Consider the following 16,577-nt stretch of genomic DNA (forward strand, 5'->3'; position numbering starts at 1 on the left):
TTGAAGGGAGGTAATAACTTGTTCAAAACCTGCTGTTTTCGTTCTTCACTATAGCGTGGCACTATCAAGCCTTAACGCCCCAACTGGTTAAATTTTAAGTAGTGACAACTATCCTGCCAGAGGGGGCAATGGCTAAATACATCCAGCCTTCACCTGTTTTTAAGTAAGTCACATCGCCTGCCCAAACTTGGTTGGCAGCTGTGGGATTGAAGTTCTGATTCAGTAGGTTGTCAGCCACTGAATCGGAGTGCTTACGCTTTGTTGTGACCTTGTAAGCCAGGCGTTGTGTGACCTTAAGGCGTAAGCGACGCATAATTTTACGAACAAGATAGCGACCAACTTGATAGCCTTCTTTGCGCAGTCTCTTTACCATTTCACGGTTCCCCAAGCTGCCACGGCTCTTTTCAAAAAGGCGTCGGATACGTCGATATAACTTCAACGTATCCAAGCTTATGACTGTTGCAGGGCGCTTAAGCCAATCATAATAACCGGACTTGCTTACACCCAAAACACGGCAGAGTAAGGCCACAGGGAACTGGCCAGACTGTTTTTTAATGAAATTAAATTTTACTTCATTTCTTTTGCAAAGAAGGCGCTGGCCTTTTTTAAGATTTCTTTTTCCATGCGTAATTCTTTGTTTTCTTTACGCAATCGCTTAAGCTCATCCCGCTCAGACTCTTCTAAACTAATACCTTGGCGCTGGGCTTCAAACTTCTCTTTCCACTTGTAAAGAAGGCTAGTACCGACGCCAAGTGACTTAGCCGCTTCCGCAACACTGTAACCTTGCTCAGTCACCATCAAGACAGCTTCATCCTTAAAATCTTGAGGATAGCTTTTATGGGATTTTTTCAGGCTCATATCATTTCCTTAATCTATTGACGTTATTGTCTCAAAATTAAGTGTCCGATGGGATTAGACCAGAACAGTTAGTCTAACGATTTAGCCTGAGAGTATTTTTCAATCAGCTGTTGTCTATGTTGCTCCCTATTTTGTGCTAGGTCCAACTCAGCGCTATGCTCAAAACCTTCTAAGCGCATGCTTTCTTTGTAGTTGTCCATTTTGACTTGCTCATAATAGGCATGCTTGTCTGCATAGTTAGCCATCAATGAATGATCTGAATGGGTAAGATGTACATTGTTCAATTGAGATTGAATGGGTAAGATGTACATTGTTCAATTGAGATTGAATGGCTTGGCCTGATTCAAAGACCCCCCAGCCCTTAATAACAAAGCTAAACGTTCGCCCATGGCGCTGCCTTTGAATATCTAGGCCTAAATCATCAATTAGAGATTTCACCACTGATTGTACTTTTCGTTCCGATATTCCTGTTGCAGCAACAATGGCGTTAGTATTGGGAGAGTCCAATCGTGACATTGCCGCCAGCACGGCTAATTCGTATTTCATATCTTTACCTCGCACATTTATGCGCATCTAGGATAATTCTATACCTCATAGACCATGATAACCATATAGAATTTACTTTAATCACATTCCTCCAAACAGCCCCTACCCGCTCAGTCCCCACAAGGCAAAGCCGTGATCATCATGGGCTAGACGCTCCCCAAACAGCCTAACTACAAATCGGAATTTGAAAGGAAAAGGTGACGCCGCCGGTGGTGGTGAGTTCGATGTCTCTGACATATTCCAGCAAGTAGCCCGCTTCGTCTAACTGCAAGCCTTGCTGCTCGGCGCAGGCAAATAGTGCCTCTAAGGCGCTGCTGTAGCCGATATCCGATACCACATACACTTCGGCGCAAAGATAATACCCTTCGGGGATCATGACATCGTACTGGCTGGGGTCGACTTGCCAATCACCTATTTGAGTTTTAATTTGCGACCAGCTGCTTTCGAGTTGGTTGATGGGGGTGGCGCCCATCAATCGCAGGGACTTTTTGCCATAGCGTTCAAATAGCTTGTCCCAATCTGGGTTGGCTTTAGGCTGGACTTTCATGCCGCGCTGCGGATACCAAATCACTTCGGTGGGCATGGCTTGGCCTAGCTCGGCTTCAACATTGCCCTTGGTAATAGCACCTGCGGCGGCACTCGGATGAGCAAGGCGCGCCATCAATTCCATGGTTTCCCTCGGCGTTGCTTGGGTGGCCATGGCCTTAATTTGACTGGCGGTTAAGCCTAATTCGCGTTTTAACGCCTTGGCCAAGGCTTGGGAAGACGAAAACCCCGCATCTTGGGCAATGGCGGTGGTGCTGCGTGGCTCGGCGCTGAGTAAGTCGCTGAGCGCTAATTGCAACCGATAGCGACTCAAATAGTGACCCGGCGTTTCATTAAACAAGGCGCTAAATTGGCGATGAAAATGATAAGGCGAGATAGCGCTGGCATTGGCTATTTGCTCCCATGTCAGCACTGGGTCGCTGGCTTGGTGCATTAAGGTTAAGGCGTGATAAAACCGCTTACGCTGATGGCTAGGTAAGCGTTCTAACAGTGCGATTTCAGGCACTAATTGATAGGGCTGCGCGCAATTATTGGCTTTAATCATGGCTAGGTGTCTGGTTACACTCTCGTTTAACTCATCCAGCATTTGCGCGGTTATCTCTTGGGGGAGCTCATCTTCGAGCTCCTCAAAAAAATCATCGAGCAACACGCTTAATTCATCGGCCCAGTTACTATTGTCTGTTTTCCAAAGAAAATCAATTAAACTCAGCATCTTGTGCTCCACCTTTAGATTCTAATGTTAGCGATTTAACAGGCTCATCACTGAGCGCAGGGAGACGCTCGCGGCTAAATAATTTAAGCAGGACGGGGATCAAGACTAGGGTCACAACCGTGGCAAACAGCTCACCAAACACCAGCGACACCGCCGCGGGTTTGAGGTATTGCGCCTGCTCCGCGCTTTCGCACAATAACGGCAATAGGCCGCATACCGTGGTTAAGGTAGTTAAAAAGATCGCCCTAAGGCGCTGGCTGCCAGCGTTCATGATCGCTTGTTCAACCGCGACGCCTTTGCTGCGCGCTTGATTAAAGCGGGTCAGCAATACCAGCGAGTCATTGATTACGATGCCGGTCATCGCCATCATGCCAAACATGGACAACAAGCTGATGGGTAAGTCCATCAAGTAGTGACCAAATATCGCCCCCGCAAAGCCAAAGGGGATCACCGCCATGATGATCAGCGGCTGCCAATAAGATTGCAGCGGCACCGCCAGCAGCACAAATATCAGCATTAGGGTAAGCAGCATGGCCGAGTTAAAGCCCTCACTCACCTCGGCCAGCTCGGCAAATTCGCCGCCGGGTTTAATTTGCACCTGCGGGTAGCGCAGCGCCAGCTCGGCAAGGGGCTCGCTCAATTGCGCTAAGGTTTGCTCCGGCGCTTGCACATCGCGATTTTGTCGCCAGTAAAGGTTAATCACTTGGGCGCGATCGCGTCTGTGGATCACCTGTGGCTGTTGCTCTAAGGCAAACTCAGCCACATCGCCCAGTAACACGCTGTTGCCATCGTCTAGTTGCAACCAAGTTTGCGCCAATTGCGACAAGCTAGTGCGGTTGGCTTTAGGGTATTTCAATAACACCTTGGTTTCTTGGCCTTGTTCAAGTAAACGATAAAGTTCGCGCTCACCAAAGGCCTCTCCCGCTAATTGGGCTAATTTAGCTTGGCTTAACCCTAGCTGCAGGCCATATTGATTTAAGATCAAGCGCACCTCGGCTTGGCCCGCTTTACCGTCATCAACCACATCGGCCACGCCCGGCAAGGTCATTAACTGCTGGGCTAGCTCATGACTGACCTGTTTAGCCAGCTCTCGGTCAGTGGCTTGAATGGAAATAAAGGTATCCCCAGCGGGCGCTTCGGCGGCGCTAAATTGCACCGCATAAGCCCCTTCAATCACACCGGTTTGGCTGCGCCAGCGCTCCAGCAACAAATTCGCGGGCAATAGGGTTAAGGCTTCGCTGGTGAGCTCGGCGGTCACTTCAATTTCACCCAAGCCGTCAGACCAAGCCAACAGGTTAATCACCGGGGGCTGGCTTAAGCCGTAATCTTGCCCCAGTGTGCTGGCCACTTGATTCATGTTCTGCTCAAGCTGAGCTAAGGCACGCTGCTGCAGAGGCGGCGCAGCGCCATCTTCTAGCTCTACCTTAGCGCTAATATAGCGCCCGGGAATATCGGGAAACACGGCGCTGCGAATAGTGCCCGTTGCCCACATGCCGTAGGCCAAGATCACCATGGCAATAAAGCCCAATAAAAACGCCACAGGATATGTGATGGCCTTGGCTAATACCGGTTGATAGATGCGTTGGTTAAACGCGCTCAGCGCACCTTGCGCGCTGGCTTGGGCACACCCGATTAAGCCGCGGTCAAATTCACGCGCGGGCAGATTGGCCAAGTGCGCCGGCAAAATAAATTTACTTTCAAGCAGCGAAAACAGCAGGGCTAATATCACCACCAGTGAAAAGCCAGAGAGCACCTTAGCCACTTCGTTATCTATCCACAGCATGGACGAAAACGCGGCGATGGTGGTCAGCACGCCAAACACCGTGGCCAGCGATACGGATTTCACGCCCAACCACGCCGCTTTGCGGCTATCGCGCAGCTGACCATTGGCTTGCACGCGCTGCTCATGGATCGCCTCGCCCACCACCACGGCATCATCCACTAAGATCCCCAGCACCAAAATAATGCCAAACAAGGTAATGTCATTGATGCTGTGGGTCGTTAATTGCAGCGCAGCTAAGGTACCAGCAAGGGCGACGGGAATGCCCACGGCTACCCAAAAGGCCAGCCTTAATTGCAAAAATAATCCCAGAATGAGTAGTACAATCAACAGCCCCTGCCAGGCATTATCACCAAGTCGAAATAGCTGGTCTTCAATGTAAGGGGCCATGTCGGCCATGGTGGTGAGGGCGATGTCGCTGGGTAATACCTTACGCTGCTGCGCTAAGGTTTGCTCGATAGCGTCACTCACCTTAAGTAAGTTATCGTTTTGACTGGTGCTCACCAGCAGCGCGATGGCGCTTTGGCCGTTATTGCGCACGATGGCGCCGCTGTCTTCATAGCCGCGGCTTAACTTAGCCATATCCCCTAAATACACCGTGCCTTGTGGGCCAGATATCACGCTTAAGCGTTGCAGTTTTTGCAGATCATCGGCGTAACCGTCACCGCGGATCACAATGCGACCACTGGCACTTTGCAGCTCGCCGCTACGCGACAGTAATGACATTTGCTCTATGGTCTGTGCCAATTGCGCCAGGCTTAAGCCGTACTGTTGCATCTTGTCGGGATCGGGCTCAATTAACAGCTGGGCACTGCGCCGCCCCCAGTTGGTCACATTAGAAATCGCCGGATGATTGGTGAGCGCCTGTTCGACTTGATGCGCAATAGGCTGCAATTCACTATCACTACGCGGCCCTGCAACTATCACAAAAGCCGCTAAGTTAGTAAAATCGTTGCGCGTGACTTGCGGCTTTTCGGCTTGCAAGGGAAAGCCATTAATGGCATCGACGCGGTTGCGTACATCGTCTAACAGCTTGGCTAAGTCAGTGCTGCTGGTTTTGCGCACCACCACGCTGGCTAAACCGGCGCTGGACTGACTTGTTACTTGCTTTATTCCCGCGATACCGCTGATGGCTTGCTCGATGCGCTGAGTAATGCTTTCGTCAATTTGTGTGGCCGTGGCCCCCGGATAGGCCACATTGATCACCACGGACGAGGGCGCCACTTGCGGAAACGACTCGACCCGTAATTGGGTTAACGCCAAAAGCCCACTAATGATGATGGTCACCATTAATAAATTAGCGGCCACCTTATGCTCAATAAACCACTTGGTTAGCGTGCCCATTATTTGCTCTCCTGCTTAGCCATTATTAATGAGGCTCTATCTGACGGTGCAGCCGACTTGCTCCCCTCCTTAGCGAATAAGAGTCCGTCAGCTAACGGCGCCACCTGCTTGCCCGCCAGCATAGACACTAAGGGATAGCGCACCACTTGGCGTGGCTGCTCTGGGTGTTGGATAAAGCGCAAATGCACTTGGCCGTTGCCTTTGCTCTGGTCTTGGCCGTGAACACTGACCCATTCTTGTTGCAAGCGATTGTCTGTATCTAAGGTCCAGACATAGCCGTCACGGGTTAACGCACTGGCAGGCACACTGGCAATATTGGCCTGCTCGCCCAAGGTGACTTGCACCTGCACCGGCTGGTTTGGCAATAACGGCAGCGCCCCGCTGTAGGGGTCGTTCACCGCCAACACCACTTGGCGCTGGCGAGTATGGGGATCGGCTTGAGGTGAAAGGTAGCGCACCTTGGCTGGCCATGCTGTGCCATCACGGCTCACCACCGTTAACTTAGGCTTGGTCAGCGCATTTTGCACTTGCTGCCAATGCATTTCAGACACCGGCAGCGCCACATTAAGGGAATCACTGGCCGCTATTTCAAAGGTCACTTGGCCGGCTTCTAGCCATTCGCCGGGGCTAATATGACGCGCCATGATCACCGCATCAAACGGCGCGCTAATGGTGGCTTCGGCCAATATTTTTTCGGCGCTGGCATAGCTTTGCTGCGCTCGACTTAACTCGGCCTTGGCAGCAGCGACTTGCGGTTTACGCTTAGCAAAATCAGAGCGTTGGTTAGGCGAAAGCATTTTTAGCGCAACGGTTTGCTCATGCTGGGCTTGTTGTAAATTCAGCTCGGCTTGTTTTACCCCGCTTAACGCCTCGGCTAAGTTGGCCTTTAGTGCTTGTGGGTTTAACCTCGCCAAGGGCGCGCCTTGTTTTACTAATGTGCCCGGCTCTAAGTTAGGGTCGAGCCATGCCAATTGGCCGCTGCTAGATACCTTTAACTGCATCGGCCAGCGCGCTGAGGTCGTGGCCAATAATTGCAACCGCCCCTGATGCGCTTGCGGCGTTACCTGAACCACGCTTACCACAGGCAAAGGCGGCTCACTGGCGTTCACAGGCACAGGCTCGGGGGCGAGTTCATCAACCACCACTAAGGCTAAAAAAATGGCCGCGCATCCCGCCGCCAGCGCCGCAATCTTTTTAAATTTCATTCGGTCCATCCTTGTGTGTGAGTAATGGGGTTAAGAGTTATGGGTTAAAGCTTGCAAGGGGGTTGGCTGGTTCAGCCGTTCAGTGATTTCTTGTAATCGAGTTAAGGTTTGCAATGCCATCGGCAACAGCACCGCGGCTTCGACAAACTCAAGGGAGTAAGTCACGATGGCAAACACCTGCCCCGCGCTGGGCGAGCTCAAGGTGCTCACCAACCACAAGTTGGCCAGTACCGAAGCAAATAGCAGGGTGAAAATAAGCCCATAAACAATGGACTCGGTATCGGAAAGCTTAATTTCGCAGCGCTTTAAACGGGCAAAATGCTCAGATAACAAACGAAAACTGCCACGGCCTAATAACGCAACTTGGCACTCTCGTTGATCGTTGAGCGCGCCATTTAAGTGTTTAAATTGCTGATGAAATAAGGCAAATACCAATAAGCTGGCTAAACCGGCTGCCAGGACAGACCAAGCCAACTGACTGGCAAAGCTGGCTAAAATCACCACGGTGGCCACCAGTTGGATCACCGCGGTAAATAGCGTTGGCAGCTCGTGTTCAAAAAAGTCCACCAGCTCGCGTGACATGGTTAGGCGCGCATCTGTCATCGACACCGGCGCCGCGCGCAGCTTTCGCGCCACGCGCTGGGCTAACCTGACTCGAATTGCGCCATAGACACGGGTATCGTAAAAACGCCGCGCAACACTCACCCCCACCAACACCAGCAACAAGGCGGCAAACATCAGCAGCGGCTGCATTTGCTGTTGCAACACGCCATCTATCGCCTTACCAATTAATAAAGGCAACAGAATAAGCAGCACGTTTTCAATCAGCACCAACAGCCAAGTTAAAGTGAGCTTAAGAGGCGCTAACGCCAGCACCATAGGCAGTGAGATAGCTTGATTAAACAAAAAAGACGCTCCTATTAATCAGGTAACGTCAGTATTGCCTATAGGCCTATGAAAAAAGTGTCCCAGATTGCGGTGTTGAGCTGTCATTTGTTGGGGGAACCACTTTGAGCAGAGGCTCAATGCGTTCTTTAATTGCTTGTTTACTATAGATAAAAATGATGCAACTATTGTGGATATGTTTTACGTACCGTTTTGGGGCGTTTTATAACCCCGTTATGGAATCTAAGAAGCTGTTATAAGCCAAGTTCTGGAACATGCGATGACCCAAATTAGCTTCGAGTTGGATAACATCAAAGTAGACCCAGAGGGGATGAATATTGATGAGAAGTATAAAGCTCTAATCAATATTGATGCTAATCTTACACTACGGTTTGATGATGACATTGTGTTTGCTGAGAACTTTAACTTTCTAGAGTTATTAGCCTCGTTGAAGCGCTGGGAAAGGTTAGATTTTTCAGGCTTATTCTCCTTTGAAAGCTTTGATTTTGATGATGAAGGAATATTTGAGTTTATCCCCGTTGAGAATGGTTTTGTTTTTAGTTCTTGCTGGGCTGTTTCTACAACCGATGTTACATTGTCTCTAGGTGAAGTTACCGACTTCGTTTTCAGCTTCGACCAGGTATGTAGAGCTAGCGTACAAGCTGAATTAGGTATCAACATAGAGCGCTTCAGCTTATAACAAGCCCATCAACCCGACGCCCTTCCGCTGCGCTTTTTGGGCTTGGTGCAAGCGCCAGTTTAGCCCCAAATTCGCTCTGGTCGACAGTTTTTTGGAAACCCTAGCAAAAGCTCCAACCAAGAGATTTTCGCGATATGATTTGAATACCTCACCCAATCAAATCACTATTTGATTCGATTAAGCCCCATAATCAAATCACAATCTGATTTAAATGTTCGGTTAGTCATATTAAGGATATGGCAATGTGGATCTGGCAAAAAGCAGGTTTGCCCTACTTTTCATAGGACAGGCTCTTTGAATCATTAACCCTTGCTAAAACATGGCTGCACTCGGGATAGATTATTCCCCCCAACATTACTTCAATAACTCGGCCATCGCCTTTCTGTCCAAACCATCAATATTGGTCATAAAACCACCATCAAAGTTTAACTATCCAGACATATCTAGATAAGCTGACTGTCACATAAACCGCCTAATTTATCATCAAACCCAAGCACAAGATGATGCCATTATGTCGGTAATTTCGGTGACAAAGCTAAACAAACACTTTAATGAAAATCATGCACTTAAAGATATTTCATTAGAAGTACAGCAAGGTGAGATGGTGGCCTTATTGGGGCCATCGGGGTCGGGTAAATCCACCCTATTAAGACACTTAAATGGCCTCGTTTGCGCCGATAAATCTCAGGCGGGCCTCAGTCAAGTGAAGGTGCTAGGTAATCGAGTGCAACAAGATGGCCGGTTTAGCCCACAGGTGCGCGCCAGCCGCGGCCAAACGGGTTATATCTTTCAGCAATTTAATTTAGTTAACCGATTAAGTGTGCTGGACAATGTGTTGATCGGCGCTCTTAATGCCACGCCTTTATGGCGCAGCCTAACCGGCCGTTTTAGCCTCAATCAAAAACGCCAAGCCTTAGCGGCGCTGGATCGCGTTGGTTTAGCGGACTTTGCCCAGCAGCGCGTATCTAATTTGTCTGGCGGTCAGCAGCAGCGCGTCGCCATTGCCCGCGCCTTAATGCAGCAAGCCAAGATCATTCTAGCCGATGAACCCATTGCGTCTCTTGATCCCGAATCATCACGCATTGTGATGGAAATACTGCAAGGCATTAATCAACAAGAAGGCATTGCCGTGGTAGTGACCTTACATCAAGTGGATTACGCGCGCCGGTATTGCCCAAGAATTGTTGCCCTAAAACAAGGCGAAATTTTCTTCGATGGCGCCAGCGAGCAACTCGACCAAGTCACGCTCGATGCACTTTATGGCAGTAAACCCCAAGCACCTCATTCTGTACCTCAACTCTGGGCTAAAACAGCCTAAATTAATATAGGAAGTTTGTAGACATGTTAAAGCTGATTAAAAACACCACCCTAGCTTCGGCTTTTGCCGTTTCAGCCATTGCGGCCACACCGGTTATGGCTCAGGAGCAAATGGACACCATTAACTTCGGTATTATTTCAACCGAATCGCAGCAAAACCTTAAAACCACCTGGCAGCCGTTTCTTGAAGCCATGGAGCAAAAAACCGGTTACAAGGTTAAAGCGTTTTTTGCCCCTGACTACGCCGGCATTATCCAAGGCATGCGTTTTAACAAGGTAGACGTGGCTTGGTATGGCAATAAGTCAGCAATGGAAGCCGTTGACCGCGCGGGCGGTGAAATTTTTGCGCAAACCGTGGATGTCAGCGGTAATCCGGGTTACTGGAGTGTGCTGGTGACTCACAAAGACAGCAAGCTAAATAGCCTTGAAGATGTGTTGGCACAGCGCCAAGAGCTGATCTTTGGTAACGGCGATCCAAACTCAACATCGGGCTTTTTGGTGCCTTCTTACTATGTGTTTGCCAAAAACAACGTCGATGTTTCAGAGTTTAAACGCTCGATGAACTCAAGCCACGAAGCCAATGCCTTGGCAGCCGCCGCTAAACAAGTGGATGTGGCGACAGGCAACACCGAAAACATGGATCGCTTAAAAACAACCGCGCCTGAGAAGTTTGCCCAGCTTAAGGTGATTTGGAAATCGCCATTGATCCCATCTGACCCGATTGTTTGGCGTAAAAACCTACCAGAAGACGTCAAAAATAAGGTTTACGACTTCTTTATGACTTACGGCACCAGCGGCGACAGCAAAGAGCTGGCGATTTTAAAAGAGCTGCAATGGGCACCGTTTAAGGCCTCTAGCGACCTACAACTACTGCCTATCCGCCAACTGGTCTTATTTAAGAACCGCTTAAAGATAGAGCAAGACACCGAGCTAAGTGCTGAGAAAAAACAGCAACAGCTGGCCGCCATTGATATGCAATTGGCTGAGCTAAACCGCCAGCAAAATGCCCTAACGGCGATGGCGAACTAATAGTCAATATGCACCACCAGCAAGTAGGCAGTTGCCTACTTGCTGCATAACAAAGGCTTTATCTCACTTAGCGCCCGTATGCTGGCGTTAAGCGGATTCGTATAACTAAGCGGTAGCAAGATGAATACACAAGTTAGCTCCACTCCCAATCACGATCTCGCACTTCAATTAAATTCAACTAAGCCGTCTTGGTGGCATTGGCTGTTTTGGGCAGGCGTAATACTGCTTTTATCTTGGTCTTGGCAAGGTGCGGAAATTGCACCGATGAAAATCGTCAACGATGCCGGCAACATGCTTGAGCTAGGCGCGGATTTTTTTCCACCCGACTTTACCGATATTCGCTACTACCTCGAAGAAATGCTGATCACCTTACACATCGCGCTGTGGGGCACCTTGTTTGCCATTATTTTGTCTGTGCCGCTGGGGTTAATGTGCGCCGAGAACATGGTGCCGGCGTGGATTTATCAGCCTACCCGCCGACTAATGGATGCGGCACGTGCCATCAATGAAATGGTGTTTGCCATGTTATTTGTGGTGACCGTGGGGCTTGGCCCGTTCGCCGGTGTAATGGCGTTATTCATTCACACCACGGGCGTGCTGGCTAAACTGTTTTCCGAAGCGGTAGAAGCCATCGACCCCGGCCAAGTTGAAGGCGTGCGTGCAACCGGCGCCAACAAACTAGAAGAAATCGTTTACGGCGTGATCCCGCAAGTTTTGCCCCTGTGGATTTCCTTTTCCCTGTATCGCTTTGAGTCCAACGTTCGCTCCGCCACCGTGGTTGGCATGGTGGGCGCAGGTGGCATTGGCGTGATCTTATGGGAAAGCATTCGCGGCTTTATGTTTCCTCAAACCTGCGCCGTGATGCTGATCATTATCGTCACCGTAAGCTTGCTCGACTTTGGCTCACAGCGCATCCGCAAACACTTCATTTGATTCCATCATCAACGAGGATCAAGTTATGGCGCGTTATCAAGAAATAGCCCAAAACCTTGAGGCTGAAATAACCCAGCACTACCAAGCGGGTCAATATTTACCGCCAGAGCAACGCTTGGCGGACCGCTTTCAGGTCAACCGTCATACGCTGCGCCGCGCTATCGATGAGTTAGTGGCGCAAGGCTGGCTGCTACGCCAACATGGCAAAGGCGTCAAAGTACTTAAAAAGCCCATGCGTTATCCACTTCATGCAAGCGCTAAGTTTACCGACAATATCTTAAATCTCGGCGCAGCGCCCACCAGCCAGCGCTTACAGTTTGGCTATGTTGATGCTTGCAAGGATGTCGCCGATGCCCTAGCCGTTCCCTTGGGTAGCAAGGTAATACAACTGATGACCCTGCGCTTTTTAGATAACACGCCCGTCAGCGTGATTAAGCATCACTTTATCAAGGGCAACCATGAAGCGGCGTTAGCGAGCTATCAATCTGGCTCGGTGCATCAACTACTCGCCCAGCAATGCCAAATTCAATTAAGGCGTAAACACACAATGATCGGGGCAGCCATGCCCAATGCCAGTGACAGTGATTACTTAAATATGCCGGCCCATTCGCCGCTATTGACCTTACGTAGCATTAACGTGAACAGCCAAGACACCCCCTTTGAATTTTCAATCTCTCACACCCGAGCCGAGTTGCTCGAGTTGAGTTTGACGCACCCTAGTGAAAAACCTCAGGAACCAGCATTGGAGCAAGCACTATGACTTGGCAACAACAAGACGCAAGTTACCACCAACAAAGCCGGCAGCACTGGCTCAGTGTATTAGCCTGCGCGCCCTACGAACAGGTGATTAGCCATTGGAACACCCTAGGGTTAGATCCAGAGTGCGAAGTGATCCGCCAACCTGAAATAGGCTTGGCTCGCATTCAAGGTCGAGTAGGCGGCACCGGCTCTCGCTTTAACTTTGCCGATACCACAGTGACCCGCGCGGCCATACGTTTAGCCGATGGCACCACGGGCTATGGCTACCTGCAAGGTCGCAACAAGCACCACGCCTTATTAATTGCCATAGCCGATGGCTTATTGCAGCAAAGGGACTATCACGACCAGCTGCAAGCCCAATTGGTTGCGCCTTTAGCCAGCTTAGTTAAACAACAGCACGAGCAGGTAGCAAAGCAAATGGCCAGTACTAAGGTCGACTTTTTCACTGTTGTAAGAGGAGAAGACGAATGAGCATTATCGCCCCCGGTTTTAATCAAAACGTTGAGCAAAGCCAAGTCTGTTTTCGCCAGCTGTTAACCGCCCTCAGTGAGCCAGGCACAGAAGTCACCTTAGATCAACATGTTGGCTTTAGCCCGCTAAATAGCGCTGCCTCACAAGTGATCCTGTGTTTATGCGATCAACTTACTCCGCTTTATCTCAGCCCATTTTTAGCAGAGCTGGTGCCCGGCAGCGATATCGCACAAGCCCAGCGCAACTTTACGTTTCACTGTAATACCAAGCCAAGCAGCTTGGTCAATGCCGACTTTGCGGTGATTTCGAGCCAAGAAAGCATTCATTTTAGTCGATTAAAAGTCGGCACTGATGAGCAGCCTCATCAGAGTGTCACCTTGATAATCCAAACCGACGATTTTACGAGTGGGCCTAAGCTCACCTTATCGGGGCCGGGCATTCCAAACCAGCGCACGGTGCAACTGGGCCAACTGCACCCTAAAATTTTGCAATACCTGTTAGCCCCTTCTCATCCGTTTCCCCTTGGCGTCGACCTGCTGTTTTGTCATCAGCAGAGCCTGATCGCCATTAGCCGAACCACTAAGGTGGAGTTAGCCTCATGTATGTAGCCGTAAAGGGGGGCGAGCAAGCCATTCAAGCCGCCCACCAGCAACAAGCCCAACGCCGACGCGGCGATCTGAATATCGCCGAACTCAGTGTCACGCAAATCCAAGGGCAATTAAGCCTTGGGGTTGAGCGCGTGATGACCGAAGGCGGCATTTACGACCAAGAGCTCGCCGCCCTTGCCATCAAGCAAGCCTGCGGCGACCAAGTGGAAGCCATTTTTTTACTGCGCGCCTATCGCACCACCTTGCCCATGCTATTTACCTGTGCGCCCCTCAATACGCAAAAAATGCGGGTGCAGCGGCGTATTTCGGCCATCTATAAAGACTTACCCGGCGGGCAACAGCTGGGCCCAACCTTTGATTATAGCCACCGATTACTTGATTTTAGCTTGCTAGCAGAAGGCTTAGGTAAACCAACAGCAACGCAAGAGGCAGACGCCAGCACTGGTTCTAACACTGAAGCCAACACTGAGCCATCCTTGCAACAACCCTTTAGCCGCGTATTTAACATGCTAGAGCAGCAGCAATTAGCGAAGCCCGAAGTGGATTGTGCCGCAGAGCCGGCCGATATCAGCCGCGATGCGATCCACTTTCCTTGCTCTCGCGCCGCTCGCATGCAACAACTAAGCCGCGGCGATGAAGGCTTTCTACTGGCCTTGGCCTACTCCACTCAGCGCGGCTATGGTCGTAATCACCCCTTCGCGGGCGAAATTCGCTGCGGTGAAGTGGCCTTAGAAATTTGCCCCGAAGAGCTGGGTTTTAACATCGAAATTGGCAGTGTGCTGCTCAGTGAATGTGAAATGGTCAACGGCTTTGTCCAGCCCAAAGAAGCCCCGGCCCACTTCACCCGAGGGTATGGCCTTGCCTTTGGCTTTAGTGAGCGCAAAGCCATGGCGGTGGCCTTACTTGATCGCGCCTTGCAGGCGCAGCAATACGATGAAGCCATTACCAGCCCAGCGCAAGATGAAGAATTTGTGCTGGCCCATGCCGATAACGTGGCCGCCGCCGGCTTTGTGTCCCATTTAAAACTGCCCCATTACGTGGACTTTCAATCTGAGCTTGAGCTGCTGCGAAAAATGCATCAAAGCCAACACGCTCCTTGCGCTAATACGGGTTATCCCTCGGGAAATCCATCGGGACAGCCCTCTAAACAGACCGTAACGAAAGAGACTGACAATGCAAAGGTTTAACCAACACTTAGCCACGCTCGATGCCGACCTTGGTTATAACTTCGGCTATTTAGATGAACAGACCAAGCGCATGATCCGCAGAGCCATTTTAAAGGGGATCGCCATTCCCGGTTACCAAGTGCCTTTTGGCGGTCGTGAAATGCCCATGCCTTATGGCTGGGGCACGGGCGGCGTGATGCTGAGCGCGGCCGTTTTGGGCCGTGATGATGTGTTTAAAGTGATCGACCAAGGGGCCGATGACACCACCAATGCGGTGTCAATTCGCCAGTTCTTTGCCAAGGTTTGCCAAATCGATACCACCACGTCAACCGATGCGGCCAGTGTGATCCAAACCCGTCACCGGATCCCAGAGCAAGCCCTTAAACATGGCCAAATTCTGATCTATCAAGTGCCTATTCCTGAGCCGCTTCGATTTATAGAGCCAAGAGAAACCGAAACCCAAAAAATGCATGCCTTGGCTGAATACGGCCCAATGCAGGTCAAGCTGTACGAAGACATCGTTAAATACGGCTATATTGCCACTAGCTATGCCTATCCCGTGATGGTGAATCAGCGTTACTTAATGGATCCTTCACCGATTCCTAAGTTTGACAATCCCAAGCTCAATCAATCTCCCGCACTCATGCTATTTGGCGCGGGCCGCGAAAAACGCATTTACTGTATTCCGCCTTATACCGAGGTGGCGAGTTTAGATTTTGCCGATCACCCCTTTGCGGTGCAGCAATGGAGCGAGCCATGTAGCTTGTGCCATAGCACCACTAGCTTTTTAGATGAGGTATTAATCGATGATCAGGGCCAGCGTATGTTTGTTTGCTCCGACACCGATTACTGCCAGCAGCAACAAGCCTCAAAGCAGGAGCCTTGCCATGGATAACCTTGCCTATGTGTTACCCCAAACCAATCCCCTCGCGTCTGAGTTACCCTTGCTCCAAGCCGAGCAACTCAGCCAATGGTTTGCTCCGGGAAAGGGCTTTGCGCCATTGGATTTATCCCTTTATCGCGGTGAAGTGCTGGCCATTGTCGGCGAATCCGGCTCAGGTAAAACCACTTTATTAAAAGCCTTATCTGGGCGCCTAACACCCCAGCAAGGGCAAGTGCTGTATCGCCACGGTGAGCAAGCCGCCAATTTATATCAAATATCCGAAGCGCAGCGACGCAACATCATGCGCCAAGACTTTGGCATCGTGCATCAGCACCCAATGGACGGTTTACGTCCTCGCATTTCGGCGGGTGGCAATATTGGCGAGCGCTTAATGGAAGTAGGCTGGCGTCATTATGGCGATATCCGAGCGCAAGCTAAAAGCTGGTTAAGCGCCGTTGAAATTGACATCGACCGTATTGATGACTTGCCCATCACCTTTTCCGGCGGTATGGCGCAGCGCTTACAAATTGCCCGCAATCTGGTCACGCATCCCAAGGTGGTGTTTATGGATGAGCCCACCGGTGGACTCGATGTGTCGGTGCAAGCGCGGTTGCTCGATTTGATCCGCAAGCTGGTTAGCGAGCTGCAACTGGCGGTGGTGATTGTCACTCACGATCTGGCCGTGGCGCGCCTGCTGGCCCATCGCATTATGGTGATGAAACAAGGCGAAGTGGTTGAGGCTGGCCTGACCGACCGTGTGCTGGACGACCCTCAACATCCCTACACTCAATTACTGGTGTCTTCGGTGCTACAACAATAAAACGGCAACAATAGA

The 16,577-nt window shown here is 50.4% G+C and carries 16 protein-coding genes and 1 pseudogene; 10 read left to right on the plus strand and 7 right to left on the minus strand.

Annotated elements, in window-relative coordinates:
- Positions 1-127: 127 nt before the first annotated feature.
- The 7 genes and pseudogenes from K6Y21_RS07135 to K6Y21_RS07165 form a co-directional block, all read right to left on the minus strand.
- A pseudogene (locus K6Y21_RS07135) lies at positions 128-858 on the minus strand (IS3 family transposase); the annotation flags it as partial.
- 68 nt (positions 859-926) lie between these two features.
- On the minus strand, positions 927-1,103 hold the full coding sequence (locus K6Y21_RS07140) for a YhfG family protein (RefSeq protein ID WP_233071103.1): 177 nt from the start codon (positions 1,101-1,103) through the stop codon (positions 927-929).
- Positions 1,096-1,404 carry a winged helix-turn-helix domain-containing protein gene (locus K6Y21_RS07145; RefSeq protein ID WP_233071104.1) on the minus strand — a complete coding sequence of 103 codons (309 nt, stop codon included), beginning with the start codon at positions 1,402-1,404 and terminating at the stop codon, positions 1,096-1,098. The genes K6Y21_RS07140 and K6Y21_RS07145 overlap by 8 nt, the downstream gene beginning before the upstream one ends.
- Positions 1,405-1,570: 166 nt before the next feature.
- Positions 1,571-2,662, minus strand: coding sequence for a helix-turn-helix transcriptional regulator (locus K6Y21_RS07150; protein ID WP_233071105.1), 1,092 nt, complete (start codon positions 2,660-2,662; stop codon positions 1,571-1,573).
- The gene (locus tag K6Y21_RS07155) at positions 2,646-5,786 is read right to left on the minus strand and encodes an efflux RND transporter permease subunit (RefSeq protein WP_233071106.1); all 3,141 of its coding nucleotides are present in this window, start codon (positions 5,784-5,786) and stop codon (positions 2,646-2,648) included. The genes K6Y21_RS07150 and K6Y21_RS07155 overlap by 17 nt, the downstream gene beginning before the upstream one ends.
- A complete protein-coding gene (locus K6Y21_RS07160; protein ID WP_233071107.1) occupies positions 5,786-6,991 on the minus strand; it encodes an efflux RND transporter periplasmic adaptor subunit in 1,206 nt (401 codons plus the stop codon). Before K6Y21_RS07160 ends, K6Y21_RS07155 begins: the two co-directional genes overlap by 1 nt.
- A gap of 30 nt (positions 6,992-7,021) precedes the next feature.
- Positions 7,022-7,897, minus strand: a complete 876-nt coding sequence (locus K6Y21_RS07165) for an ABC transporter six-transmembrane domain-containing protein (protein WP_233071108.1) — start codon at positions 7,895-7,897, stop codon at positions 7,022-7,024.
- Between the two features lie 259 nt (positions 7,898-8,156).
- Between K6Y21_RS07165 and K6Y21_RS07170 the strand changes: the two genes are divergently transcribed.
- From K6Y21_RS07170 to phnK, 10 genes are all read left to right on the plus strand, one after another.
- On the plus strand, positions 8,157-8,576 hold the full coding sequence (locus K6Y21_RS07170; protein ID WP_233071109.1) for a DUF7878 domain-containing protein: 420 nt from the start codon (positions 8,157-8,159) through the stop codon (positions 8,574-8,576).
- A 511-nt stretch (positions 8,577-9,087) separates the two neighbouring features.
- Positions 9,088-9,894: a phosphonate ABC transporter ATP-binding protein gene (phnC, locus tag K6Y21_RS07175; protein WP_233071110.1), complete on the plus strand. Its 807-nt coding sequence runs from the start codon at positions 9,088-9,090 to the stop codon at positions 9,892-9,894.
- 23 nt (positions 9,895-9,917) lie between these two features.
- The gene (gene phnD / locus K6Y21_RS07180) at positions 9,918-10,922 is read left to right on the plus strand and encodes a phosphonate ABC transporter substrate-binding protein (RefSeq protein ID WP_233071111.1); all 1,005 of its coding nucleotides are present in this window, start codon (positions 9,918-9,920) and stop codon (positions 10,920-10,922) included.
- Positions 10,923-11,042: 120 nt separating this feature from the next.
- Entirely contained in the window at positions 11,043-11,855 is an 813-nt protein-coding gene (phnE, locus tag K6Y21_RS07185) for a phosphonate ABC transporter, permease protein PhnE (RefSeq protein ID WP_233071112.1), read from the plus strand.
- A gap of 25 nt (positions 11,856-11,880) precedes the next feature.
- Positions 11,881-12,615 (plus strand): phosphonate metabolism transcriptional regulator PhnF, encoded by a 735-nt coding sequence (gene phnF, locus K6Y21_RS07190; RefSeq protein ID WP_233071113.1) that lies wholly within the window; start codon positions 11,881-11,883, stop codon positions 12,613-12,615.
- Positions 12,612-13,085 carry a phosphonate C-P lyase system protein PhnG gene (phnG, locus tag K6Y21_RS07195; RefSeq protein ID WP_233071114.1) on the plus strand — a complete coding sequence of 158 codons (474 nt, stop codon included), beginning with the start codon at positions 12,612-12,614 and terminating at the stop codon, positions 13,083-13,085. The genes phnF and phnG overlap by 4 nt, the downstream gene beginning before the upstream one ends.
- A complete protein-coding gene (gene phnH / locus K6Y21_RS07200) occupies positions 13,082-13,693 on the plus strand; it encodes a phosphonate C-P lyase system protein PhnH (protein ID WP_233071115.1) in 612 nt (203 codons plus the stop codon). The genes phnG and phnH overlap by 4 nt, the downstream gene beginning before the upstream one ends.
- A complete protein-coding gene (locus K6Y21_RS07205; RefSeq protein WP_233071116.1) occupies positions 13,684-14,880 on the plus strand; it encodes a carbon-phosphorus lyase complex subunit in 1,197 nt (398 codons plus the stop codon). The genes phnH and K6Y21_RS07205 overlap by 10 nt, the downstream gene beginning before the upstream one ends.
- Entirely contained in the window at positions 14,867-15,754 is an 888-nt protein-coding gene (locus K6Y21_RS07210) for an alpha-D-ribose 1-methylphosphonate 5-phosphate C-P-lyase PhnJ (protein WP_233071117.1), read from the plus strand. The genes K6Y21_RS07205 and K6Y21_RS07210 overlap by 14 nt, the downstream gene beginning before the upstream one ends.
- Positions 15,747-16,562, plus strand: coding sequence for a phosphonate C-P lyase system protein PhnK (phnK, locus tag K6Y21_RS07215; RefSeq protein WP_233071118.1), 816 nt, complete (start codon positions 15,747-15,749; stop codon positions 16,560-16,562). Before K6Y21_RS07210 ends, phnK begins: the two co-directional genes overlap by 8 nt.
- The last annotated feature ends 15 nt before the right edge of the window (positions 16,563-16,577 follow it).

This window comes from Motilimonas eburnea, assembly GCF_021295345.1.
Taxonomy (GTDB): domain Bacteria; phylum Pseudomonadota; class Gammaproteobacteria; order Enterobacterales; family CBDFNC01; genus Motilimonas; species Motilimonas eburnea.